General features: G+C 38.8%; 22 protein-coding genes. 18 read left to right on the forward strand and 4 right to left on the reverse strand.

All coding sequences use genetic code 11. The annotated features are described in order from the left end of the window. The first annotated feature begins 353 nt into the window (after window positions 1–353). From DOK79_RS09850 to DOK79_RS09860, 3 genes are all read left to right on the forward strand, one after another. Window positions 354–2,084 (forward strand): ABC transporter transmembrane domain-containing protein, encoded by a 1,731-nt coding sequence (locus tag DOK79_RS09850; RefSeq protein ID WP_206856546.1) that lies wholly within the window; start codon window positions 354–356, stop codon window positions 2,082–2,084. Beyond that, window positions 2,081–3,841 carry an ABC transporter ATP-binding protein gene (efrB, locus tag DOK79_RS09855; RefSeq protein ID WP_206856548.1) on the forward strand — a complete coding sequence of 587 codons (1,761 nt, stop codon included), beginning with the start codon at window positions 2,081–2,083 and terminating at the stop codon, window positions 3,839–3,841. Before DOK79_RS09850 ends, efrB begins: the two co-directional genes overlap by 4 nt. Before the next feature lie 74 nt (window positions 3,842–3,915). Continuing rightward, window positions 3,916–4,404, forward strand: coding sequence for a gamma carbonic anhydrase family protein (locus DOK79_RS09860; protein WP_206856549.1), 489 nt, complete (start codon window positions 3,916–3,918; stop codon window positions 4,402–4,404). Between the two features lie 83 nt (window positions 4,405–4,487). Here the strand turns inward: DOK79_RS09860 and clpP are convergent, their stop codons facing one another. Beyond that, window positions 4,488–5,081: an ATP-dependent Clp endopeptidase proteolytic subunit ClpP gene (gene clpP / locus DOK79_RS09865; RefSeq protein WP_010736070.1), complete on the reverse strand. Its 594-nt coding sequence runs from the start codon at window positions 5,079–5,081 to the stop codon at window positions 4,488–4,490. 244 nt (window positions 5,082–5,325) lie between these two features. Between clpP and DOK79_RS09870 the strand changes: the two genes are divergently transcribed. The 6 genes from DOK79_RS09870 (at window position 5,326) to glnA (ending at window position 10,778) form a co-directional block, all read left to right on the forward strand. Continuing rightward, window positions 5,326–5,790, forward strand: coding sequence for a hypothetical protein (locus DOK79_RS09870; RefSeq protein ID WP_371740687.1), 465 nt, complete (start codon window positions 5,326–5,328; stop codon window positions 5,788–5,790). 140 nt (window positions 5,791–5,930) lie between these two features. After that, window positions 5,931–6,665: a glycerophosphodiester phosphodiesterase gene (locus DOK79_RS09875; RefSeq protein WP_206856551.1), complete on the forward strand. Its 735-nt coding sequence runs from the start codon at window positions 5,931–5,933 to the stop codon at window positions 6,663–6,665. A 7-nt stretch (window positions 6,666–6,672) separates the two neighbouring features. Beyond that, the gene (gene miaA / locus DOK79_RS09880; protein WP_206856552.1) at window positions 6,673–7,596 is read left to right on the forward strand and encodes a tRNA (adenosine(37)-N6)-dimethylallyltransferase MiaA; all 924 of its coding nucleotides are present in this window, start codon (window positions 6,673–6,675) and stop codon (window positions 7,594–7,596) included. Beyond that, window positions 7,593–8,837, forward strand: a complete 1,245-nt coding sequence (hflX, locus tag DOK79_RS09885) for a GTPase HflX (RefSeq protein WP_206856553.1) — start codon at window positions 7,593–7,595, stop codon at window positions 8,835–8,837. The genes miaA and hflX overlap by 4 nt, the downstream gene beginning before the upstream one ends. Before the next feature lie 169 nt (window positions 8,838–9,006). Next, the gene (locus DOK79_RS09890) at window positions 9,007–9,402 is read left to right on the forward strand and encodes a MerR family transcriptional regulator (protein ID WP_010736065.1); all 396 of its coding nucleotides are present in this window, start codon (window positions 9,007–9,009) and stop codon (window positions 9,400–9,402) included. Window positions 9,403–9,437: 35 nt separating this feature from the next. Continuing rightward, entirely contained in the window at window positions 9,438–10,778 is a 1,341-nt protein-coding gene (gene glnA, locus DOK79_RS09895) for a type I glutamate--ammonia ligase (protein WP_206856554.1), read from the forward strand. Window positions 10,779–10,923: 145 nt separating this feature from the next. On the opposite strand, the gene DOK79_RS09900 is transcribed toward glnA, so the two are convergent. Beyond that, window positions 10,924–11,229, reverse strand: a complete 306-nt coding sequence (locus DOK79_RS09900) for a DUF898 family protein (protein ID WP_206856555.1) — start codon at window positions 11,227–11,229, stop codon at window positions 10,924–10,926. Window positions 11,230–11,571: 342 nt separating this feature from the next. Here DOK79_RS09900 and DOK79_RS09905 point away from each other — a divergent pair, with 342 nt between their 5' ends. From DOK79_RS09905 to DOK79_RS09925, 5 genes are all read left to right on the forward strand, one after another. Continuing rightward, window positions 11,572–13,182, forward strand: coding sequence for a CTP synthase (locus DOK79_RS09905; protein ID WP_206856557.1), 1,611 nt, complete (start codon window positions 11,572–11,574; stop codon window positions 13,180–13,182). A 263-nt stretch (window positions 13,183–13,445) separates the two neighbouring features. Continuing rightward, window positions 13,446–14,315, forward strand: a complete 870-nt coding sequence (locus tag DOK79_RS09910) for a class II fructose-bisphosphate aldolase (RefSeq protein WP_206856558.1) — start codon at window positions 13,446–13,448, stop codon at window positions 14,313–14,315. A 175-nt stretch (window positions 14,316–14,490) separates the two neighbouring features. Further along, window positions 14,491–15,762, forward strand: a complete 1,272-nt coding sequence (locus tag DOK79_RS09915) for a UDP-N-acetylglucosamine 1-carboxyvinyltransferase (protein ID WP_206856559.1) — start codon at window positions 14,491–14,493, stop codon at window positions 15,760–15,762. Then, window positions 15,759–17,054, forward strand: coding sequence for a transcription termination factor Rho (gene rho / locus DOK79_RS09920; protein WP_206856560.1), 1,296 nt, complete (start codon window positions 15,759–15,761; stop codon window positions 17,052–17,054). The genes DOK79_RS09915 and rho overlap by 4 nt, the downstream gene beginning before the upstream one ends. 96 nt (window positions 17,055–17,150) lie before the next feature. Continuing rightward, window positions 17,151–17,414 (forward strand): type B 50S ribosomal protein L31, encoded by a 264-nt coding sequence (locus DOK79_RS09925; protein WP_010718705.1) that lies wholly within the window; start codon window positions 17,151–17,153, stop codon window positions 17,412–17,414. A gap of 117 nt (window positions 17,415–17,531) precedes the next feature. Here DOK79_RS09925 and DOK79_RS09930 read toward each other — a convergent pair whose 3' ends face one another. Both DOK79_RS09930 and DOK79_RS09935 read right to left on the reverse strand, forming a co-directional pair. Beyond that, complete coding sequence (locus DOK79_RS09930; protein ID WP_206856561.1) at window positions 17,532–18,611, reverse strand: nucleotidyl transferase AbiEii/AbiGii toxin family protein; 1,080 nt, start codon at window positions 18,609–18,611, stop codon at window positions 17,532–17,534. After that, a complete protein-coding gene (locus DOK79_RS09935) occupies window positions 18,608–19,345 on the reverse strand; it encodes a winged helix-turn-helix domain-containing protein (RefSeq protein WP_206856562.1) in 738 nt (245 codons plus the stop codon). Before DOK79_RS09935 ends, DOK79_RS09930 begins: the two co-directional genes overlap by 4 nt. A gap of 427 nt (window positions 19,346–19,772) precedes the next feature. On the opposite strand from DOK79_RS09935, the gene DOK79_RS09940 reads away from it, so the two are divergent. The 4 genes from DOK79_RS09940 to DOK79_RS09955 all read left to right on the forward strand — a co-directional run bounded on the left by DOK79_RS09940 (window position 19,773) and on the right by DOK79_RS09955 (window position 26,395). Further along, window positions 19,773–20,360 carry a nucleotidyltransferase family protein gene (locus tag DOK79_RS09940; RefSeq protein WP_206856563.1) on the forward strand — a complete coding sequence of 196 codons (588 nt, stop codon included), beginning with the start codon at window positions 19,773–19,775 and terminating at the stop codon, window positions 20,358–20,360. Between the two features lie 99 nt (window positions 20,361–20,459). Beyond that, the gene (locus DOK79_RS09945; protein WP_206856565.1) at window positions 20,460–21,650 is read left to right on the forward strand and encodes an MFS transporter; all 1,191 of its coding nucleotides are present in this window, start codon (window positions 20,460–20,462) and stop codon (window positions 21,648–21,650) included. 281 nt (window positions 21,651–21,931) lie between these two features. Beyond that, entirely contained in the window at window positions 21,932–24,136 is a 2,205-nt protein-coding gene (locus DOK79_RS09950; protein WP_206856567.1) for a M60 family metallopeptidase, read from the forward strand. Window positions 24,137–24,184: 48 nt separating this feature from the next. Then, window positions 24,185–26,395, forward strand: a complete 2,211-nt coding sequence (locus DOK79_RS09955) for a M60 family metallopeptidase (protein WP_206856569.1) — start codon at window positions 24,185–24,187, stop codon at window positions 26,393–26,395. Window positions 26,396–26,425: the final 30 nt, after the last annotated feature.

Raw genomic sequence — 26,425 nt, forward strand, 5'->3', positions numbered from 1 at the left:
AGCGTAGTATTTTTGGACAACACAAAACGAGGGGACTAGCCACCTGTATTTTTTATACTTTAAGAAAAATACTTGATTCTCCTTAAAGAGACAAGCCTCGCATTTGCTTATCCAATTGGAATATTTTTTACTCGGATCCTCTGTATGAAACATACAATAGTTAATTGCTATTCTAGCATAAATCAAGAGATAAGTATAGAAAACGGTCACCGTAAAATGAAAAAAGGTAGCAAAGAAAAATATTTTTCAGAAAAGTTTCTTTTAAAAAAATAGAAGTGTTCTCTAATGGAGGAGAGTGTGCTACTATTGAAAGTAATGGCAAGATAGTTAGAATATTCAAAGGAGATGATAAAGTGAAGTTAATGTGGCATTACACCATGCGCTACAAGAAATATTTGGTGTTGAATTTTATATGTGTATTCGGTTTTATTTTGATCGAGTTAGGTTTACCAACTATTTTAGCACGCATGATCGACGTCGGGATCCTCAATGATGATTTTGACTATGTGAAACAACAAGGGATATTAATGATCGTGATCACGGTGATCGGGATCATTATGAATATATTTTTAGGTTATTTTGGTTCTAGGATCACAACGAATATCGTGGCTGACATTCGTGACGATCTATTCAAACATATCCAAACTTACTCACATCAAGAGTATGAAACATTAGGTGTGTCGTCATTGATCACTCGTACGACCAATGATGCGTACCAGATCATGTTGTTTCTACAAAATATTTTGAGAATCGGTTTTATGGCACCGATGATGTTTGTTGTTAGTTTGTATATGGTTATGCGTACCAGTCCATCTCTTGGGCTGTATGTTATTGGCGCGTTGCCATTCTTATTGTTGGCTGTTATTGGGATTGCTAAGTTCTCTGAACCTTTATCAAAAATCCAACAAAAGAATCTAGATAGGATCAATAGTATCTTACGTGAAAATCTATCAGGTTTGCGAGTGATCCGTGCGTTTGTAAATGAAAAATTCGAAGAAAAAAGATTTGAAAAAGTCAATGAGAATTATGCATCAAGTTCTAAGAGTCTCTTTCGTTTGATGGCGGTTGCGCAACCCGGCTTTTTCTTCTTATTCAATATCGTGATGATCTTGATCATTTGGAGTGGTACGCTGCAAATCGCAGATGGTCAATTGCAAGTAGGGAATTTGATTGCTTTTATTGAATATATTTTCCACGCATTGTTTTCATTTATGTTGTTTGCCAGTGTGTTCATGATGTATCCACGGGCAGCAGTATCTGCTAGTCGTATCCAAGAAGCTTTAGATTCTTCACCTGCTATTGTTGAAGATGCCACTGGGGTATCAGAAACAAAAACAAAAGGATACATTGAATTTAAAAATGTAACGTTTGCTTATCCTGGTCATTCGCAAGAACCAGTGATCCGTAATGTGAGTTTCACCGCTTCACCTGGCGAAACCGTAGCATTTATCGGTAGTACCGGTAGTGGTAAATCGACGTTGATCCAATTGATTCCTCGTTTTTATGATGTTACACATGGGGAGATTTTGATTGATGGTGTCGATGTACGTAAGTATCAGTTGAGTAAGTTGAGACAAAAAATCGGTTTTATTCCACAAAAAGCATTATTGTTTACGGGCACGATCGCTGAAAATTTGAGATACGGTAAGGAAGATGCAACACAAGAGGAAATGGAGCGTGCGGCTGATATTGCGCAGGCAACTGATTTTATTTCCAAAAAAGCAGATGGATATGATGAACATCTTTCTGAAGGTGGGGCAAACTTCTCCGGTGGACAAAAGCAACGGTTAGCGATTGCTCGAGCAATTATCCGCCGTCCAGAAATCTATATTTTTGATGATAGCTTTTCTGCACTTGATTATCAAACAGATGCAAAACTTCGCGCAAGGTTGAAAAAAGAAACCACTGACTCAACCGTACTGATCGTGGCGCAACGTGTGGGTACGATCATGCACGCGGATAAAATCATCGTAATGAATGAAGGAGAAGTAGTGGGCATGGGAACACATCGTGAGCTATTGGAAAATTGTCCGATTTATTACGATATCGCCGCTTCTCAATTATCGAAGGAGGAATTAGCATGAAAAAAACCTTCGCTTCTTTTAAACGTTTAGCCCGCTATATCCGTCCGTATCGTTTGACGTTTATCTTAGTACTGTTATTTACATTTTTGACGGTGGCATTCAACGCAGCGCTTCCTTACGTCGTAGGTCTTCCAACGACAGAAATCAGTAAAAACCTAGCAAATAATGAATCCATCAATTTTTCTTATATCATTAACTGTTTGATTTGGATCGCAGTAGTTGGTACAGGGTACTGTATCTCTCAATTACTTTCGGGTGTATTAATGACAAATGTTGTTCAAAGCGCAATGAAAGACTTGCGTAGAGATATTGAAGAAAAAATCAATCGCTTGCCGGTTTCTTATTTTGATAAAAACCAACAAGGAAATATTTTATCTCGTGTAACAAATGACGTAGATGCAGTCAGCGGTGCTTTACAACAAGCATTTATCGGTGTCGTGAATGCGATCTTAGGAATTACGATGGCAGCGGCGATGATGTTTTATATCCAACCAATCATGGCGTTGATCTCAATGATCATGATCCCAGCATCGATTTGGATCTCTAAACGAGTGATCAATGCTTCTCAAAAGTATTTCCAAGAAATGCAAAACTCTTTAGGAGAATTAAACGGCTATGTTCAAGAAAACATGACTGGTTTTAGCGTGTTAAAAGTATATGGCCGTGAGAAAGAAACGTTTGAAGGCTTTCATAAAGTCAATCATAAGTTAAAACATTTTGGATTTAGAGCGGCCTTCATTTCTGGATTGATGATGCCTTTAGTGCAGTTGACGGCGTACGCTACTTACATTGGTATGGCGATTTTAGGAAGCTTTTACGTTATCTCGGGCGTCATCGTTGTTGGGCAACTACAAGCGTTTATCCAATACATTTGGCAAATCAGCCAACCAATGGGAAATGTAACGCAATTATCATCTGTGTTACAAAGTGCCTCAGCAGCGACAAAACGGGTCTTTGAGATTTTAGATGAACCTGAGGAAAAAGAAAACAAAGTCGATGTTCCTTTGCCAGAAACGATTCAAGGAAATGTGTCGTTTGAACATGTCGATTTTGCTTATGATCCGAAGAAACCATTGATCCAAGATCTTAATTTTGAAGTAGCTGCAGGGCAGATGGTGGCAGTTGTTGGACCGACAGGAGCTGGGAAAACAACATTGATCAACTTATTGATGCGTTTTTATGATGTCACACATGGCGCGATCAAGATCGATGGAATCGATACGAAAGCGATGAGTCGTAGTGATGTCCGTTCATTATTTGGCATGGTGCTACAAGATGCTTGGTTATATGAAGGGACGATCGCAGATAATATTCGTTTTGGTAAGCTGGATGCAACGGATTATGAAATCGTTGATGCAGCAAAAACAGCGAACGTCGATCATTTTATCCGGACGATGCCTGACGGATATGATATGGAAATCAACTCAGAGGGAGAAAATGTTTCTCTCGGACAAAAACAATTATTGACGATTGCTCGTGCGGTCGTATCAGATCCGAAGATATTGATTTTAGATGAGGCGACTAGTTCCGTTGATACGAGACTAGAGGCGTTGATCCAAAAAGCCATGGATAAAGTCATGGAAGGACGAACGAGTTTTGTGATCGCTCACCGTCTATCAACTATTCGTGAGGCTGATTTGATCTTGGTCATGGATCAAGGACAAATCATTGAAAAAGGAACACATGAAAGTTTATTAGCAAAAGGCGGTTTCTACGAGAAACTTTATAATAGCCAGTTTGCTGAATCTGCGGAATAACGGAAAGAGGTTTCTAGGGGCAGACAGCCTTCTAGAACCTTTTTTCTTCAATAAAAATGAAAAGAGGGAACGAGATGGCAAGGTTTATAGCAGAAAATGCGACAGTGATCGGTGATGTAGAATTAGGAGAAGATGTCACGATTTGGTACCAAGCAGTGGTTCGTGGTGATAGCAATTGGATCAAGATCGGCAATGGAACCAATATTCAAGACGGAACAGTCATCCATGTTGATCATGATGCACCAGTCGAAATCGCTGAAAATGTCACAGTTGGTCACCAATGTATGCTCCATGGTTGTAAAATCGAAAAGGGTGCGTTGATCGGTATGGGAGCGACCGTGTTGAATCATGCAGTCATCGGTGAAAACAGCTTGATCGGTGCCGGGTCACTTGTGACCGAAGGAAAAATCATCCCGCCGAATGTTTTAGCTTTTGGCCGACCAGCCAAGGTGATCCGTCCTTTAACAGAAGAAGAAATCCGCAAAAATAAACAGAATATCGCGCATTATATCGAGATGGGACAAAAACATGCGGACGGATTTTTCAAAGAATGGCAAAACTAGGTTGATCGCCTGTTTGTATAGCGAAAAAAGAAGGACTGTCATGTGAATATGACGGTCCTTCTTTCATTGGTCTTATCGGTTGATTAGCTTAATGAAGCACTGTTTTCCATGACTTCATCGATCAAACCGTATGCTTTTGCTTGTTCAGCAGTCATATAGTTATCACGATCTGTGTCTTTTTCGATCACTTCGATTGGTTGACCAGTACGTTCAGCCAAGATTTTATTCAGGCGTTCGCGCGTTTGTAAGATGTGACGTGCAGCAATCTCGATCTCTGTTGCTTGACCTTGAGCGCCACCAAGTGGTTGATGGATCATGATTTCAGCGTTTGGTAAAGCAAATCGTTTGCCTTTTGTTCCGGCAGTCAATAAGAAGCTTCCCATTGAAGCAGCCATCCCCATAACGATTGTTTGAACATCTGCTTTCACAAAATTCATTGTGTCGTAAATCGCCATTCCGGCAGTTACAGAACCACCAGGTGAGTTGATGTAGATGTAGATGTCTTTTTCAGAATCTTGCGCATCAAGAAATAGTAATTGCGCGATGATCGAGTTTGCAAGATCATCTGTTACTTGTCCGCTCAACATGATGATGCGGTCTTTCAATAAACGTGAGTAAATATCATAGGCTCTTTCCCCACGTGAGGATTGTTCAATAACTGTAGGAATTAAATTCATAATAAGGTTCCTCCTTGATTTGTTTAGAAATAGTGTAACATAAATTGATTTTGATTACCTACAAAGTAGTATACATTTTTGGTCAATAAAGGTCAAATGAAAAAACTTTCCGATAGCTAGTCTCATAAAGTCAGTTTATGTTATGATAAAAAAAGAAATCAATAAGAAGGAGGAACCATAATTGGTAATTGCTATCACAGGTTTTATCGGTGTATTAGTAGGAGCGATCTTAGTGTATTTTGGGATGGCGATCCAGATGCGTCATTTAGAGAATAAAGAGCAACGTAGACGCGAATTGGAACTAAAAGTCAAAGAAATCGAAACGTTGAATCAATTGAATAAAAAAATCAATGAGATCCTCCAAAAGCGCGCAAGCTTATTAGAAGAATATGTCAGCTTTGATGCTTTTGACGATTGTTATATCACAATCGATGATTTTGCGTATCTGCAATCATTTTCTGCACAAAATAATTTTTATTTACCCAATTATATTTTAGACGAATTATTCCAAAATATCGCACATCGCAAAGTGATTCTTTCACCGGATGAAACAATGAAGATCGGTGGTTATGCTTACAAAGGTGGTCGTGTGATTTTAGAAAACTTTACAGACAACTTGACCGCAATGATCAATGAGAAAAAATCCCAGTTGAAAAATACGACTAGACAACCGATCGGCTTTTTCTCAAAAGATGATGTATGGAGCTAAGTAAATGCTCAAATATCGCTTGTTCAACTAAATAGCAAGCAGATACTAACGATAATAGAAAAAGTTTGGACATTCATAATGAGTCCGAGCTTTTTCTTTTTTGTTCCTGTGGTAAAATAGGGATGATCGGAGTGAGGACTATGGTACAGATTTATGCACATCGAGGAAGTAAGGGAACGCATCCAGAAAACACCTTACCAGCTTTTTCTGAAGCAGTAAGAGTAGGGGCTGATGGGATCGAGCTTGATGTTCATCTGAGTAAAGACGGACAGTTGATCGTGATCCATGATGAAACAGTCGATCGAACCACGAATGGTAAAGGTCTGGTGCGAGAAAAGACCCTTGAAGAATTAAAGAAGTTGAATGCAGGAAGTTGGTTCAGTAAAGAATTTCCAGCAGCGAAGATCCCAACCTTGAAAGAAGTACTCTCGTTGCTTCTCCAAAAAAACTACCGAGGCACATTGATGATCGAAATCAAAACAGATAAGTATGAATATGAAGGAATCGAAGCGCGAGTATCTGAACTAATGACGAAAAACGAATGGCCGTTTCATCATGCGTATTGCAGTTTCAATCTTCGTTCATTAGAACGCTTATCCGTCATCGAACCTGATGCACAGTTGGACCTTTTGATGAGTGATTCAATGGAGAAATTCGAATTAGCTAAGACATTGCCTTTTATCGAAGGGCTTCATCCTAAAGCGGCTTGGGCATTTAAACACTCTCAGGAACTACAAGAGTTTCCAAAACGTATTCGCCTTTGGACAGTCAATACGACCGAAGATCTTGAAAGAGGCTTCAATGAACCTGTTGATGCGCTCATCACAGATTTTCCTGAACGTGCCTGGTATGTGAAACAATTAAAGAAAAAGTAGGAGTCATATGGAAAAAGTATTAGTGATCGTAGGACCCACAGCAGTTGGTAAAACAGCATTGAGTGTGACACTTGCCCAAAAATTCAATGGCGAGATCATCAGTGGGGATTCCTTACAAATTTATAAACAACTAGATATCGGTACAGCAAAAATCAAGCCGAGTGAAATGATGGGAATCCCACATCATTTGATTGATGTGATCGAACCGGATCAACAGTATTCGGCAGCGGATTTTCAGCGAACAGGTAGAGGACTGATCACTGAGATCACCAACAGGGGCAAGTTGCCGATCATCGTTGGCGGTACAGGTTTATATATTCAATCGTTATTGTACGACTTTCAATTAGGAGCAAATGAAGAAACAGACCCAGACGTTCGAGCGAAATATGAACAAATGGCGGAACGACTAGGAAAAGAAAAGCTATGGGCTTATTTGAACGATCGTGATCCGCTTGCAGCAGAAAAAATCCATTGGAACAATCAACGAAAAGTGATTCGAGCGTTGGAAGTATTCGAGACAACTGGCTACAGTATCATGGCACCAAAAGAAACACCAGCGTGCTTATATGATTACTATATGATCGGTCTGGATACCGAGCGTGAGTTCCTGTATAGCAGGATCAATCAACGAGTGGATCAAATGTTGGTAGAGGGACTGATTGCAGAAGCAAGAAAAGTCTATGAGCTTGGAACAGTTCAAGCAAGCCAAGGAATCGGCTACAAAGAATTATTTCCTTATTTTGAAGAAAAGATCACTTTAGATGAAGCAGTCGAACAAATCAAACTGAACTCGCGGCGGTACGCGAAACGTCAACTGACTTGGTTTCGTAATCGCTTGACGGCGAATTGGTTTGATCTATTAAAAGAACCGACAGATCTTGCAAACATCGAAAGTGCCATCGAAGGTTGGCTGAAAGAGGTGAGCGCGTGAAAGAAGCAAAAGAAAAAGTGATCATCGTTGGTGTAGAAACAGAAGAAAATCAACGGTATTTTGCTGAATCAATGAAAGAATTAGCACAATTGACAGATACGGCGGCGGGTGAGGTCGTCTATACCCTTACGCAAAAGCGCCCTCAAGTAGATCGGCAAACGCTGATCGGTAAAGGAAAACTCCAAGAATTGACACAATTAGCAGATGCTTATGAAGCAGAGCTAGTCATTTTCAATCATGAACTGACTCCGCGTCAAAGCCAACTGATCACAGATGCGGTAGGCGCCCCAGTGATTGATCGAGTCCAATTGATTTTAGACATCTTTGCCATGCGTGCGCGTTCGAAAGAAGGAAAGCTTCAAGTCGAGTTGGCACAATTGGAATACTTATTACCTCGTCTAGCTGGGCAAGGAAAGTCGCTTTCTCGTCTTGGTGGAGGAATCGGTACAAGAGGCCCAGGGGAAACAAAATTGGAAACAGATCGTCGCCATATCCGTAATAAGATCTTAGGCGTAAAAAGAGAATTAAAAACAGTAGAAGCGCATCGAGAACGCAACCGCCAGAAAAGACAAAGCAGTGATGTGTTTCAAATTGGGTTGATTGGTTATACGAATGCCGGTAAATCGACGATCCTCAATTTATTGACGCAAGCAGAATCATATGCAAAAGATCAATTGTTTGCCACGCTAGATCCACTCACTAAAAAATGGCGTTTTGCGGAAGGGCTTGAGCTGACTGTGACGGATACAGTTGGATTTATCCAAGATTTGCCCACACAGTTGATTGATGCGTTCCATTCGACCCTTGAAGAAAGTCAAGGCATGGATCTGTTATTACATGTCGTTGACGTGAGTTCTTCTGATCGGATCTTGCAAGAACAGACGGTTTTAAAATTAATGGATGAGCTAGAGATGAAAGAAATGCCTGTTTTGACGGTCTATAATAAATCTGATTTGATCGATCCAGCTACCTTCACGCCAACGCTATTCCCGAATGTCTTGGTTTCGACTCAAACACAAGAAGGGAAAGAACGCTTGATTGAAGCAATCAAACGACAGTTGATGGAGCTGATGGTCCCATATACAAAACTGGTACCTAGTGATCAAGGACAACTGCTAAGTGAGTTGAGAAGACAGACGCTTGTACTAGATGAGCATTTTATTGAAGACGAAAATAGCTATGAAGTACGAGGGTTTGCGAATAAAAACTCTAAATGGATAAAAAAAGATGAGTTATTTTAAAAAGTAAATAGTAAGAATAAATATACTTGGTTGGCTTCATTTAGGAGTTGACCAAGTTTTTTTATAAAAAAACTTGGTTTCTATGTAAGAAAACCTTACATGAGAGGTTGACAGCATTTTTTGTGATTGGTATACTTTAGTCAATTGATAGGACGAAAGGAGACGTCAGATGGGAGAAAAGGAATTACGTCGTTCAATGTCGGTTTTTCCAATTGGTACAGTTATGAAACTAACAGACTTAACCGCTCGGCAAATCAGGTATTATGAAGAACAGGAATTTGTTCATCCTGAGAGAAGCGAAGGGAATCGGCGCATGTATTCTTTGAATGACATCGATATTTTACTAGAAATCAAAGACTATCTTTCAGAAGGACTGAATATGGCTGGGATCAAACGTGTCTATGAAATGGCACAGGCGAAAAAACAAGAAGAAAAAAGTAAAAAACCGCTGACCGATCACGACGTTCGTCAAATTTTCCGTGATGAGATCTTAGCTCAAGGCGGGTTAGCGAAAACAGGACATTATCAGTCACAAGGGTTGCAACAACGTCAATACTTTGACTGAATGGAATAAAAAATAGAAAGAGGGATACAGATACCATGGTAAAGAAACAAATCACAGGCGAAGAGATTAAACGAATCATTGAGGATGAAAACGTACGATTTTTACGTTTAATGTTCACAGATATTTTAGGAACGATCAAAAATGTTGAGGTTCCAGTGAGTCAAATCGACAAAGTGCTTGAAAATAAAATGATGTTTGATGGTTCTTCGATCGAAGGATTTGTCAGAATCGAAGAAAGTGATATGTACTTGTATCCTGATCTTTCTACTTGGATGATCTTCCCATGGGAAAGCGACCACGGGAAAGTGGCACGCTTGATCTGTGATATTTATAATCCAGACGGTACACCATTTGCTGGGGACCCTCGTGGCAATCTAAAACGTTCATTGAATGACATGAAAAAACTTGGTTTCACCTCATTCAACTTAGGCCCTGAACCAGAGTTCTTCTTATTTAAGTTAGACGAAGATGGCGGGATCACGACGACTTTGAATGATAAAGGTGGCTACTTTGATTTTGCCCCAACTGACTTGGGCGAAAACTGCCGCCGAGATATCGTGTTAGAATTAGAAAGCTTAGGCTTTGAAGTAGAGGCTTCTCACCATGAAGTCGCTCCTGGACAACACGAGATCGACTTCAAATATGCGGATGTCGTAGACGCTTGTGACAATATCCAAACGTTTAAATTAGTAGTAAAAACCATTGCACGTAAACATGGCTTACATGCGACCTTCATGCCAAAACCATTATTCGGAATCAATGGTTCTGGCATGCACTGCAATATGTCTTTGTTCAATGAAGAAGGAAACGCCTTTTATGATAAAGATGGCGATTTAGAGTTAAGCCAAACGGCATACCACTTCTTAGGTGGTTTATTGAAACATGCACGCGCGTATACCGCAGTCTGCAATCCAACAGTCAACTCTTACAAACGTTTAGTTCCAGGTTATGAAGCACCTGTTTATGTAGCATGGAGCGGACGAAACCGTTCACCATTGGTACGTGTGCCTGAATCTCGTGGTCTATCGACTCGTCTAGAATTACGTTCTGTGGACCCGGCGGCGAATCCATACTTAGCGATGGCTGTGTTATTACAAGCAGGATTAGACGGAATCCGTAACGAATTGACACCACCACCAGCGGTTGATCGCAACATTTACGTGATGAATGAAGAAGAACGTGAAGAAGCGCAAATCCAAGATCTCCCATCAACGATCCACAATGCGATCAAAGAATTGCGTAAAGATAAAGTGATGATCGATGCGTTAGGCAATCATATCTTTGCAAACTTTGTCGAAGCGAAACGCCTGGAATGGGCAGCCTTCAGACAAACAGTTTCTGAGTGGGAAAGAGAACAATATTTAGAACTTTATTAAGCAACGATTTCTAATAAAAGTGTACAATGCCGAATCTATGGGGTAATAGCCATGGTTCGGCTTTTTTTGTAATTATATTCGTTAGTTTTGCGATGGATTCTAAAGAACTAATTTACTGTCATTTGTTTAATGTAATATGTAAATATCAATTGATTGTATGTGTGTGTTTCACTCGCCATTGTTCTAACTTGATATTTACCCAGAAACCATATATTCCTAAAGTGATGATAGTGAGTAAGAACCATTTGATCCAATGACCGAATAATTGCATTGCTGTACCATCAAAGTAAAGCCTTTTTCCATTTATTACAGTATGTTTGATTTTCCAATTATATAAGAGACAAAATCCCCAAGGTGCGCAGATACCTAATGTTAGAATGGTGATAAGTGAAGCTAAAATCGATGTACCAATATAAGTGGCAAGTCCACCATCAAAATAAGATTCTTTCATAAATGTTCCTCTTTTCTAGATAAATTTTTTTTAGTTCAATATTATAGTAACATTTTCTTCTTGTATTTTCCTAATAATTTCTCAATATTTCCTATATTCTGTTTTACTTCTTATTTTAATCAATCGAATAATAATTAAAGTCTTTTAAGAAAGTGAGCGGATTCAATCACAATTGAACACTTGACTTTCTCCTAGATAGCTTGTAATATACACCTTGGGCACCCTTTTAGAGGGTCAGAAGTTTACAGAAATTACCGCTCCCTATTCTTTTGAAGGATAGGGAGCCTTATTTATTTTCTTAGACTTTTCCTGCAGATAAAACAAGAAGGAGTTTTTGAACATATGACAAAATACATTTTTGTGACAGGCGGCGTTGTTTCATCGATTGGTAAAGGGATTGTCGCAGCATCTTTAGGCCGTTTGTTGAAAAATCGTGGATTGAAAGTAACGATCCAAAAATTTGATCCATACATCAACGTGGACCCAGGAACAATGAGTCCTTACCAACACGGAGAAGTTTTCGTCACAGATGATGGAGCAGAAACGGATTTGGACTTAGGCCACTATGAACGTTTTATTGACATCAACTTGAACAAATACTCCAATGTGACGACAGGAAAAATTTATTCAGAAGTCCTACGTAAAGAGCGTAAAGGGGAGTACTTAGGAGCAACTGTCCAAGTTATTCCACATATTACCAATGAAATCAAAGAAAAAATCATGCGGGCAGCAAAAATGACCGATTCAGATATCATCATCACTGAAGTTGGAGGAACAGTTGGGGATATTGAGTCACTTCCGTTCTTAGAAGCTTTACGTCAGATGAAAGCGGATGTTGGTTCTGATAATGTGATGTATATCCACACAACCTTGATCCCTTATTTGAAAGCGGCTGGTGAAATGAAAACTAAGCCAACACAACACAGCGTAAAAGAATTACGTGGTTTAGGTATCCAACCAAACATTTTAGTTGTTCGAACAGAGCAACCTGTTTCTCAAGATGTTAAAAATAAATTAGCTCAGTTCTGTGATGTGGAACCAGAAGCAGTGATTGAATCGCCAGATGTGGATACATTATATTCAATCCCATTATTATTACAATCACAAGGAATGGATCGAATCGTTTGTGATCATTTGAAACTATCAACCCCAGAAGCAGACATGACAGAATGGAAAGCGTTAGAAAATCGCGTATTGAACTTGAAGAAAAAAGTACGTATCGCTTTGGTCGGAAAATATGTTGAATTACCAGATGCCTACATCTCAGTTGTAGAAGCATTGAAGCATTCTGGCTTTGCGTTTGATGCGGATATCGAATTAGATTGGGTAAAAGCCCATGAGCTAACGAGTGAAAATGTCGACGAACGATTGAAAGATGCCGATGGGATCTTAGTACCAGGCGGATTTGGTGACCGAGGTATCGAAGGAAAGATCGAAGCTATTCGTTATGCACGTGAAAATGATGTACCTTTCTTAGGAATCTGTTTAGGAATGCAAATGGCTTGTGTTGAGTTTGCACGTAATGTCGTTGGTCTAGAAGACGCTGCTTCAGCAGAAACTATTCCAGGAACAGAACACAACATCATCGACTTGATGGCAGATCAAGAAAACATTGAAAATCTGGGTGGTACGTTGCGTTTAGGTCTTTACCCATGTAAAGTCAAAAAAGGTACGACAACTGCTGCAGCTTACGATAATGCAGAAGTTGTGCAAGAACGTCATCGTCATCGCTATGAATTCAACAATAAATACCGTCAACAATTTGAAGAACATGGCTTAGTGTTCTCTGGTGTCTCTCCAGACAATCGTTTGGTTGAGATCGTTGAGATCACAGAGAAAAAATTCTTTGTAGGATGTCAATTCCATCCAGAATTGATCTCACGTCCAAATCGTCCGCAAAAATTGATCAAAGCGTTTGTTGGTGCTTCATTAGCAGAACGCGAAACAAAATAGGCCGATGAAATTATTTGATTCGTCAAAATCGTGCGGTGTCAAATAATTAGAATTGTTATTAATAAATAACTAAAAATGTTCGTGGCGAACCTTTTACCAATGATATTTCAGTAGTGGCTGTTTTTTAAATGAAAAAAGCTTCTTGAAAATTTTCATTTTTATTGATTTTAGTAGAAAACTACTGAAATGTTTGGTAAAATAGGTTCGTTGGTTAAGGAATGTCTTAACAAATTTAGTTATACAAAATTTAGGAGGAATTTATTATGCCAGTAGTATCAGGAGCTGAATTTTTACAAGCTGCTCGTAAAGGCGGTTATGCAGTCGGCGGGTTCAACACAAACAACTTAGAATGGACTCAAGCGATCTTAGAAGCAGCTGAAGCTAAAAAAGCACCAGTACTTATCCAAACTTCAATGGGTGCAGCTAAATACATGGGTGGTTATAAAGTATGTAAAGACATGATCACTAATTTAGTTGAATCAATGAACATCACTGTTCCAGTAGCAATCCATTTAGACCACGGTGACTACGATGCAGCATTAGAATGTATCGAAGTTGGCTATACTTCAGTTATGTTCGATGGTTCTCATTTACCATTCGAAGAAAACTTGAAATTAGCTAAAGACGTTGTTGAAAGAGCTCATGCTAAAGGAATCTCAGTTGAGTGTGAAGTAGGTTCAATCGGTGGAGAAGAAGATGGAATCATCGGATCAGGCGAATTAGCAGACATCGAAGAATGTAAACAAATGGTAGCAACAGGTATTGACTACCTAGCATGTGGTATTGGTAACATCCACGGTCAATATCCAGAAAACTGGAGCGGATTAGCATTTGACCACTTACAAGCAATTGCTGATGCTGTAGGTTCAGACGTACCTTTAGTATTACACGGCGGATCTGGTATTCCTCAAGATCAAATCGAAAAAGCAATCTCAATGGGTATCTCTAAAGTAAATGTTAACACTGAATTCCAATTATCATTTGCTGCAGCAACTCGTGAGTATATCGAAGCTGGTAAAGACCGCGAAGGTAAAGGATTTGACCCTCGTAAATTATTAGCACCAGGTAAAGCAGCAATCGTTAAAGATGCTGAATCTCATATCGACTGGTTCGGTTCTGCTAACAAAGCATAATCGATAAAAACTAGATCGATTCCAAGAATTGAAAGAAGAGAGCAATGTGCCAGTCAGGCGTTTGTTCTCTTCTTTTTTGTTTAAATAAAACGAACGATGCTCGTTTCTTCGTTTCATCTATGATAAAATACAAACATATGTATAAAATTTGAGGAATAAACAAGGTGGGGAACAAATGAAAAAAATAATTATCGAAGGAAATCGTCCATTGACCGGTGAAGTAACGATCAGTGGTGCTAAAAATAGTGCAGTTGCCTTGATACCGGCAGCGATTTTAGCAGATTCTCCGGTGATCTTGGAAGGTGTACCTGATATCCAAGATGTTCATTCATTGATAGAGATTTTAGAGATCATGGGCGCGACTGTCCGTTTTGCAAATAATGTCTTAGAGATCGATCCTCGTGGCGTTGTTTCAGTACCAATGCCAAGTGGAAAGATCAATAGTTTGCGTGCGTCTTACTATTTTATGGGAACATTATTAGGTAAATTCGGTGAAGCAGTTGTCGGTTTACCAGGTGGTTGTTACCTTGGTCCCCGTCCCATCGACCTTCATATCAAAGGATTTGAAGCATTAGGTGCGAAAGTAACCAATGAACACGGTGCGATGTATTTACGAACAGAAAACAAAACACTTAACGGAAACCGTGTATTTATGGACGTGATTTCTGTTGGTGCAACGATCAATATCATGCTAGCCGCAGTAAAAGCAAAAGGACAGACAACGATCGAAAATGCAGCACGTGAACCTGAGATCATTGACGTTGCGACATTATTGAACAATATGGGTGCCAAGATCCGTGGAGCTGGTACGGACGTCATTCGTATCGAAGGGGTAGAAGAACTACATGGTTGCCGTCATTTTATGATCCCTGACCGTATCGAAGCAGGGACTTATTTAGCTGTGGCTGCTGCGGCAGGAAATGGCATAAAAATCAAGAACGTGATCTATGAGCATCTTGAAAGTTTTATTGCAAAACTTCAAGAAATCGGCGTAAGTATGAAAATCAGTGAAGACGAGATCGAAGTCTATCCTTCAAAGGATTTGAAAGCAGCAAATGTGATGACTTATCCGTATCCAGGTTTTGCCACAGACTTACAACAACCGTTGACACCGTTATTATTGATGACCACAGGAACTGCTGAAATCGTGGATACGATCTATTCGAAACGAGTAAATCATGTTCCTGAGTTGGCACGAATGGGTGCTGATATTTCGGTAGAAGGCAATATGATCATTTTGAATGGCCCAAATAAACTCCATGGCGCTGAAGTCGTTGCTTCAGATTTACGTGCCGGTGCTTGTTTAGTGATCGCAGGATTGATGGCAGAAGGCACGACAACGATTTATAATGTCGAATATATTTTGCGAGGCTACGATCATATCATCGAAAAGTTAACTGCAATTGGAGCAAGTATTAAAATGGTGGAGGAAGTGGAAGCCGAATGAGCGATTATTTGACAATGGCCGAACTGGAAAACAAAACGCTAAAAGATGTTTACAGTTATGCAAAAGAATTCAAGATTCCTTATTACAGTAAAATGAACAAAAAGGAATTATCCTTAGCTGTTATCCGGGCACAGGCTGAGAAACAAGGCTTCTATTATATGGAAGGGATCTTAGACATCGTAGGACAAGATGGTTATGGCTTTTTACGGCCGATCAATTATGGTCCAAGTGTCGAAGATATCTATATCTCTGCTTCTCAGATCCGTCGTTTCAGTTTAAGAAACGGGGATAAAGTAGCTGGTAAAGCGAGACCGCCAAAGGAATCAGAACGTTATTATGGGTTGATGCATGTTGAAAGTGTCAACGGTAAAGATCCAGAAGATGCGAAAGAACGCCCGCATTTCCCAGCATTGACGCCTCTTTATCCTGAGAAACAGCTTCGCTTAGAAACAACGCCACAACAAATAGCAACTCGCATGATCGATATTTTTTCCCCTATTGGATTTGGCCAACGTGGTTTGATCGTTGCTCCTCCGAAAGCAGGAAAAACATCCATCCTAAAAGAAATCGCCAATGGCATCACTGAAAATCATCCAGAAGTTGAATTGATCGTCTTATTGATCGATGAACGACCAGAAGAAGTCACTGACCTTGAACGCAGTGTCAAAGGTGATGTGGTTTCTTCTACGTTTGATTTGCAACCGCAAAACCATACTCGGGTTTCTGAATTGGTGTTAGAGCGTGCCATGCGTTTAGTTGAAGACAAACGAGATGTCGTTATCTTGATGGATAGTATCACACGATTAGCACGCGCATATAACTTAGTCGTGCCGCCAAGTGGTCGAACATTAAGTGGAGGGATCGATCCAGCTGCCTTGTACAAACCGAAAAAATTCTTTGGTGCTGCCAGAAATATCGAAGAAGGCGGTAGCTTGACGATTTTAGCAACGGCATTAGTTGATACAGGGAGTCGGATGGATGATGTCATCTATGAAGAGTTCAAAGGAACAGGGAACTTAGAGTTACAATTGTCACGTGAATTATCAGAGCGACGTATTTTCCCAGCGATCGACATCAAAAAATCAGGTACGCGTAAAGAAGAGTTATTGATGGATAGCGAGCAACTAGAAGAAATCTGGAAATTGCGTAAGCATATGATTGGCGATTCATTAGAATATACGGAACAATTGATTCGTTTCTTGCGAAAAACTAAAAATAACCAACAATTTTTTAAAGAATTCCAAGATGTTTCTTTTGGCAAAAAAAATCCCACAAGAAATTTAAAAAGATAATTGCAAGCTCATAGGAAACATGGTAAGATGTAAATGTTGTAAATCGACAAATCAACTCTGGTTCAGCAAATGAAGCAGGGCAAAGGAGCGAATAGCATGAAAGAAAATATCCATCCAGATTACCATCCAGTAGTATTTTTGGATTCTACAACTGGTTTCAAATTCTTGTCAGGTTCAACAAAAACTTCACAAGAAACAGTTGAATGGGAAGACGGTAATACATACCCAGTCATCCGTGTCGAAGTAACTTCTGACTCACATCCATTCTATACTGGACGTCAAAAATTCACACAAGCAGACGGACGTGTGGACCGTTTCAACAAAAAATACGGTCTCAAAGACGCAAACGCTGCGGAATAATAAAAACGTTGTTAAGTCAAGGTTTAGCAGACTATCCCATGAGGATAGTCTGTTTTTTTTATTTTTTGTAAATTTCTATGTAAAGCTCATGAACTGGGTATCTATTAAAAATAATCTCTAAATAGTATCGTTAGCCGTTTGATGTATATAATTACTGATTTCTTGAGCTTTCGCAAAATAATAATATGCTTCTGGACTAAATTTTTTAATCTTTCCCATCTTTTTAAAGAGGAAAACACCGGTTAGTTCAGGCAAAGATTTAGATGAGTCGTAGTGTTCGATAGTTGTATGATTAGATTTTATCAGACAAGCTAAATATGCAGCTTTAGAAGCACTCACCACAGCTTCTTCTAATATATAGTTTTTACAAATGATATGAGACTTGATTCTCCGGATTCCATCTTCTAATTTTAAGAATGTCTCTTTATAACTACTACCACGTCCTCCAATAACACATGCAGTTTTTAGGATATCATCTAAGACGTCATCAGGACCCATGTTACTTAATTCGCGATAGATAAGTTCTTGTTTCGCGCATTTGATGAAAGCGGCTCTTATTTTATCTAAATCATTTGCTTGGTCAAATAAGCTTTCAACGTCAAATAACTGTTTAATAATTTCCATTTCTTTTCCCTTGTTGTAAGGAATACCAGTAGTATTTGGGGCGAATGCAGTTAACTTATCGCCTAGAATGTTTTCGATATCAGGGACGTGAACTGCTTTGTTTGGTGGTGAAGTAACTACGAAAGGACTATTGATTGGCAGTTCTATTACCTGATTGTAGGGAGAGGACTCAAATAAAATATCAAGTAATACATAGGATTCTGTACCATCTAATGGTGATGGATAAAAAAACTTAAAATGCGCCTTGGGAATCTCTGTTTGATAGCGTGATTGTTCTTCAAATCGGGTAAAGAGAGAACAATCAATAATTGTTTGTAACGTATTAGAAAGTTTTTCTTTGGAGATTGTTCTAGTAATAACAATATCGATATCAATAGAGAATCGTTTAATTTCTTCAAGCAATAAAAGTAAACAAGTTCCGCCTTTAAAAATAAACTCTAATTGAGTATCTGTAAGCTTTTCTAGTAAATATAAAGCGTGTGTTACTTTGTCCAATAAATTATGGTCTAATTTTTGATAGTCCTTTTCTACAGATGAATACCAGTCAGCAGTAAAACTAGATTCTTTAATCATTCTTCTTCTCCTTTTTTAGCCAATATTTGTTTTAGTTCTTGGTTTACATTTCTTTTTTTTGCGTAACGGGTAAGCGTTGAATAATTAATATTATACGTATTTAGAATAGTAGAGATAATTGTTTGGATTTCTGCAGAGCTGATTGGGAGAATAATGGGATTGTTTACTAGTAAATCGACAATTAATTTTTCTATTTTAGGAATGTAAAAGTTTCCATCAAACTTATTTAAAGGAGCATCAACATATAAGCGATTGATAATAATATTTTCTTCTGAAGGACTAATATAGTAGTCATACATCTTTTGATCCGGGGACACAAAAGTATTAGGGAACTGATCCTTCAAAAAATGAAAGGAAGCATCTAAGGTATCAATTTCGATTTCGATGATTAGATTGTTTGTCTGGTACACGTGATTAGACAGATTACCAATATATCGTGTGGAATATATGCTAAAGTCCACATAAGGAAATTTAGTTTGTAAAAGGTTAGCTATGTGTAAAATTTTATCATTAGGTGCTGGAGTAAACGTCTCCTTTTCGCTGAGTGCATAGACACCTCTTTTGGGACTATAAATGAGTCCTTGTTGCTTAAGCGTATAAATCCGCCAACGTAATGTATTCATTGGTAAATTAGGAGTGAATTGTCGATAAAACATGTGGAGTTCTTCCGTGGAAATTTCTGATTTATTTTTCAAATAGTTAATTAACTCATTTTTATATAGATTACTAGACATAATAATTCTCCTAGGCAAATAATTGGGTATAAATAATCATAAAACCCGAATGTTTGATTTATTTTAACAAATAATTGGGTGTAAATCAAATTATTACCCTAATATTTGTTTAGTTATCCAATTTCTAATTTAAAAATTTGAACTTATAATAAAATATTCAGTAATAGAATTAGCGAGCCTTCTTTTGAACGTAAAACAAATGTTACTAATCTAATGAAAAAGCATTAAGCTATGAGAATACCTGTTAGTTCAATGATGAAATTATTTGTTTTTTATCCGTACAACTCTATTATAGGATCGCTTTGTTTGCTGTTTAATAATCAAACGTGGGAAGCTCTATTGCCAACTGCAACCGCTTCCTGTAAGATTTTATTTAAGAAAATAATCGTTTGAACCGGAACATTATTAAAAAAAGGCGGGAAAAACCATGACAAAAAATGAACTGTTGCAGACTCAAAAAGAATCACTTCACGAGATACTAAAACAAGATACTGCTCTTTATCAAATCATCCAAATGGTTTCTACCATGGCGATACCAGAACTATATGTGGGAGCGGGATGTATCGTGCAATCCGTTTGGAATCGGCTTTATGGCATGCCAATCGGCTACGGGATAAGTGATGTCGATATTGTCTATTTTGATGAAGACTTGAGTGAAGGAAAAGAACTAGAAACGAGTAAAAAGATCGCAGGAGAAATCGAATCTTCAAACTATTCGCTGGATATCATCAATGAAGCAAGGGTCCATCTTTGGTATGAAGAACGATTTGGCTTTCCGATACAGGCGTATGGTTCTTCAGAAGAAGCTATTTCTACCTGGCCAACTACAGCTACAGCAATCGGTGTTTCTCTAAATGAGAATGGACAGTTACAGGTTTTTTCTCCTTATGGACTGGATGATCTATTTGAAGGAATCGTGCGACCGAATAAAAAAATGATCACGAAAGAAATCTATGATCAGAAAGTAGCAAAATGGAAAAAGAAATGGCCAGACCTCAACGTTATTCCTTGGTAGTGGCTGTTTTTAGGAAGAAAAATATGTTTGAAAAGAGTAAAAGATACAATGAATAGTGATGATGCTATTCATTGTTTCCTCTGGTTGAAGGAGATAAAAATGAAAAATAAGAAAGCTTTCCTGTGCTTGATACTCGGTCAAGCGGTAGCGAATATCGGTGATACGATCTACACGGTAGCAGTCATCAGTGCTGTTTATTCTTGGACAAATTCGGCATTTGCTTCAGCAATTGTGCCAGTTATCGTTACAGGAGCGATGATGGTGGCGGGATTTTTGACTCCTTTGTTATCAATGAAATTATCGCTTGATAAAATGTTGAAGCTGAGTCAGCTAATGAAGACTATTTTTTTGTTTATTTTAGCGGGCTATCTTTCCTACTTGTCTGAGCAAATTGAACTAGGTGTGATCTATCTTTTGATTGCTTGCATTGCATTCTTAGATGGGTGTGCAGAACCGGTTAGTATGGCGCTGATTCCTCAATACGTAGAAAAAGAGGCGTTGATTCGTGCAAACAGCTTATTCAGCACGATGCTTCAAGTTGTTAACATTGGTAGTTGGGCGGTGGGCGCCTCTTTGCTTGTGTGGTTCTCGGTTTCTGAACTAGTTTGGATAGATGTGGGGCTTTTTTTACTTTGTTCTGGTTTATTTTTACTGCTACCTCGGACCGTTCAAAAAGCAACGCAAGGTTCAAAGTGGAAAGAGCTTAAAAAAGGGTGGCAATATGTGTGGAAAGAACCGTTGATACGGACAGTCGTGGTCATGGACACGTTGGAAGGAATCGCTAATACTGCTTGGGTTTCTTCTCTTGTTCTGGTATTTGTTTCCGAAGTGTTGAAGCAATCAGATAAGTGGTGGGGCTACATCAATGCTTCTTATTTTGTTGGTGCGTTACTCGGAAGTGTGATCGTGATGAAAAATCCAGACTGGTTCGATCGAAGTAAAGGAAAAGCAATCGTAGCAGGTTCTTTTTTTGGCGGAATTGCCACATTACTAGTCTTATCGACTGAATATGCGCCATTTATTTTGATGTGTACTTTTTTGATCGGAATATTTTTTCAAGTCAAAAATATTCCGCAAGCAACGGTCATTCAGCAAAGAGCAAAAGAAGAAAAACTCCTCGCTGTTTATGCTGCATCAGGGATGATTTACATGGGAACTTTCTCTATCGCAATGCTGTTCATGGGAAGAGTTGCGGACGTGTTTGGTGTAAAACTCGTCTATCTTTTTTCGGGTATACTTCTTCTACTTGTTTCGGCTATTGGACAAAAGAAGAAAAATTTATTTACTTAGAAATTATCGAAATCGTTTATTTCACAGACTGCATGGTTTATGTGGTCTGTTTTTTTATTTCAGTGAGAATTTATGGAAATCACTACTTTTTTTAGATGATCAACTGATCGAAATAATTAATGTGAATCATCTAATTATAGGCATTTGCTAATCAATGCATAAATGGAACGAATCTTCCTCCTATTTTTTCCGAATGGAAGAAAAATTGGAAAATAACATATTCAGATGGATGTTATAGTTATTTTGTAACAAATAATAATTTTAGGAGTGTTATTTTAGATATGAAAAAGACTTTACTTTTTAGTGCGGTTTTGTTAGGGATGGTTATGTATTCAGAGATAAATCATGCAGATGAAGTTATTGATAAAAATGAAACTTCCACAGCAATCCAAACGAATCAAAATGTTTCAACGAAATTAGAAATCAAGCAAAGTGAGAATTTGAACGCCTATAAGGCAAATATTTTAAACAATACATATGGACCAAGTTCCAATCAATCAACAGGGATTTATAAACGTGCGAATGATGTGATCGAAATTTACGTTGATGAAAATACAGATCAATCGAAACTACCGACTTATTCGATCACTGGCGCTGGATTGACCGACTACCTTGAAGGTTGGACAAGAGGAATTCAATTAAATAGAGGAAGAAACGTGATCTCAGGAACACAAGTTGGTATTATCCATATTCAAAATGAACAAGATCAATTAACTTCTTCTGGAAAGGTAAATATTGAAATCAAAGGTGGTATCACGATTCCACGCTTTATTCTTGGTGAAACAACGAATGCACAATGGGATCAAATCGTAGCAAATCATCCAGGAGCACCAGGATATGAATTACTAGGTGAACGTGTATTGATTACAGGATCAAGCAGATCGATTCATTTGGTAAGGAATCCGACCAATATTGTAGAAACGCAAGATAAAGTCATCAAATCACACGATAAGATTTCCGGTCTTGATAATAGTGCCTCGAATCACCGTACTCCTGTTGGTTTAGTCCAACATATGCGTGAAACGCATTCTGCTGGTGCTTATATGTATGCTTACTTGCAACATACTGGTTATCATGCGGATACGATGTATGCTTTGTTGATGCCTGAACGTCAAGAGCAATGGGGCATGTATCATGAAATTGGACATACGTATCAAATGAATCGGATGAATTGGAATGGTTTGACAGAAGTGACAGTCAATATCTATTCTTTACGTGCGGAAAAGGAATTTGGTATTCGTAGTCGTTTGGAAAGAGATAATCGTTATACATCTATTTTCAATTATTTGAATAGCACTGGACAAAAACAATTTGATAGCCAAAATGTTTGGACAAAATTAGCGATGTTCTGGCAATTGGAACTAGCCTTTGGTGAAGATTTCTATCCAAACTTACATAAAATGTACCGTAACGAGCAACGCTCATTACCATCAGAACAGGATAAACGTCAGTATTTCGTTGTAGCTGCTTCTAAAATCAGTGGCAGAAACTTGCAGCCTTTCTTCCAACAGTGGGGAATCGATGTAACAGCAGAGAGTAGACTTGAAATGGAAAAACTACCGAAATTAACGAAAAAAATCTGGGAATATCGCGATGAGATGACTGGTGACGTTGGCAATATCGATGGTGAAGATAATAACAGCGATGATAAAGAAGCACCGACGATCCCAACTGGACTTGCTACAGAAGAAGTAACAAGCAATTCTGTAAAAATCAAATGGAATCAATCAGTTGATAACACAAAAGTCAAAGGCTATCGTATCTACCGAAATGGGGTACGAGTTGGGACGACTGAAACATTGGATTACACAGATAAGAATTTAGCGAGTGATACTGCTTATGTCTACCAAGTAAGTGCTTTTGACGAAGCAGGTAATGAGTCTGAGAAAACACAATTTATCACGGTTGTGACAAAGCAAGAGGAAAAAGATACACAAGCACCAAGTATTCCGACAGGCTTGACTGCTGGGACAGTGACTGCTAATAGTGCGCAGTTCAGCTGGGGACCATCAACGGATAACAACCGAGTAGCAGGATACAATGTATATCGTAACGGCGTTAAAGTCAATTCAGTAAGTGGTTCGACGTTTACAGATACAAATTTATCGAGCAACACAGCATATACTTATCAAGTAAGTGCTTATGATGCAGCGGGGAATGAATCAGAAAAAAGCCAAGCAATCACGATCACTACAAAAGATCAAAGTGTGTTGGAAGATACATGGCGCATCGACCAAGTGTATACGACAGGCAATTTAGTGATTTATAATGGGATCCAATATCGTGCCAAATGGTGGATCAAAGGAGAACGCCCAGATATTTCACAAGCATGGGAAAAAACAGATAAAACACAAATAGAAGAATGGGTAGCAAGTAAGGCATATTCTGGTGGCGATCGAGTAAGTTACAAAGGGAAAACTTATGAAGCAAAATGGTGGAATACCAATGCGAATCCAGAAACAAGTGATGTCTGGGTACTCAAATAGTTCAGTAACAAGAAACATAAAAATACCAAATGGGAGAATTTCATAAAAATGAAAAAATATGTATTGTTTAGTACCGTGTTGTTGGGGATGGTTATATTTTCGAATACAGTAAGTGGAGAAGAAGTAATCAAAGGTGAAACGGGACAAGCGACAGTAGAAATTAATGCAACGAATCAAAATGTATCAAAGAAATTAACGATTAAACAAAGTGAAAATCTGGACGCATATAAGGGGAATATTTTAGATAATCCATATGGGCCAAGTACGAATCAATCAACGGGAATCTATAAACGTGCAACTGATGTGATCGAGATCTATGTGGATGAGTCAACGGACCAAACAAAGTTACCGACGTATACGATTACTACGCCTGCGTTAACTAATTTCTCGGATGGTTCTGCAAACGGCACACAGTTAGTAAAAGGGCGTAATGTGATTTCTGGCTCTCAAGTGGGCCTTATCCATTTTCGAAATGAATCAGGTCAAACAGCACAAGGGAAAATAAGCATTGAAATCAAAGGTGGAATAGAGATTCCACGGTTTATTCTTGGAGAAACAACGCAACAGGAATGGACCCAAATGCTTGCCAATGATCCGAATGCAGTAGGTTATGAGTTAGTAAGTGACCGTGTATTGGTGACTGGTTCGAATCGAACACTTCAAGATGCAAAGGACCCTAAATCAATCTTAGAGGCTCATGAGAAAGTCATCTCGCTACATAACCAAAGCTCTGGTTTGGATGGCAGCTCAGCAGCGCATCGTACGCCTATTGGAATGGTCCAGCATTTGCGCGAAACCATTCAATCGGGCTATTACATGTATGCCTTCTATCAACATACTGCATATAGTAGTACTTCTGATGCTATGAGAACGGTATTAAATCCTACGACTATGGGACAGTGGGGAATCTGGCATGAGCTCGGTCATACATATCAACTGACCCGTATGAATTGGAAAGATTTAGCAGAAGTAACTGTGAATATCTATTCTTTACGTGCAGAAAAAGCATTAGGTCAACGTAGTCGATTAGAAAGAGAAAATCGTTACACGCCTATTTTCAATTATTTGAATGGCACTGGACAAAAACAATTCGATAGCCAAGATGTTTGGGTAAGACTAGGGATGTTCTGGCAATTAGAACTTGCTTTCGGTGATGACTTCTATCCAAACTTGCATAAAATGTACCGTAACGAGCAACGCTCATTACCATCAGAACAAGATAAACGTCAGTATTTCGTTGTAGCAGCTTCTAAAATCAGTGGCAGAAACTTGCAGCCTTTCTTTGAAAAGTGGGGAATCGAAGTGACGACAGCAACTAAAACAGAACTGGCAAAACTTCCGAATTTAACAAAGAAAATTTGGGAATATCGTGATGAGATGACTGGGGATGTTGGGAATATTGAGGGAGAAAACGGTGGCGATGAAGTAGCGCCAACGACCCCAACTGGTCTTACGTCAGAAGAAGTAACAAGTCATTCTGTGAAGTTGAAGTGGAACCCATCAACAGATAATACCAAAGTCAAAGGCTATCGCATTTATCGGAATGGTGTGAGAGTAGGAACAACTGAAACATTGGATTACACTGACCAGAATTTGGCGAGTGACACCACGTATGTCTACCAAGTAAGTGCTTTTGATGAAGCAGGTAATGAGTCTGAAAAAACACAATTTCTCACGGTTGTGACGAAACAAGAGGAAAAAGATACACAAGCACCAAGTATTCCAACAGGTTTGACGGCTGGTACAGTGACTGCTAATAGTGCGCAGATCAGCTGGGGGCCATCAACGGATAACAACCGAGTAGCAGGATACAATGTGTATCGTAATGGCGTGAAAGTTAATGCAGTAAGTGGTTCGACGTTTACAGATACGAATTTAGCAAGTAACACGGCTTACACTTACCAAGTAAGTGCTTATGATGCGGCGGGGAATGAATCAGAAAAGAGCCAAGCAATCACGATCACTACAAAAGATCAAAGTGTGTTGGAAGATACATGGCGCATCGACCAAGTGTATACGACAGGCGATTTAGTGATTTACAATGGAATCCAATATCGTGCCAAATGGTGGATCAAAGGAGAACGTCCAGATACTTCACAAGCATGGGAAAAAACAGATAAAACACAAATAGAAGAGTGGTCTGCGAGCAAAGCGTATTCTGGTGGCGATCGAGTAACATACAAAGGAAAAACGTATCAAGCCAAATGGTGGAATACCAATGCGAATCCAGAAACGAGCGATGTTTGGGCATTGAAATAGCAAAACATTTATCGTAAACAGTAGTTTTAG

This window comes from Enterococcus sp. DIV1094, assembly GCF_017316305.2.
Taxonomy (GTDB): Bacteria; Bacillota; Bacilli; order Lactobacillales; family Enterococcaceae; genus Enterococcus_B; species Enterococcus_B mangumiae.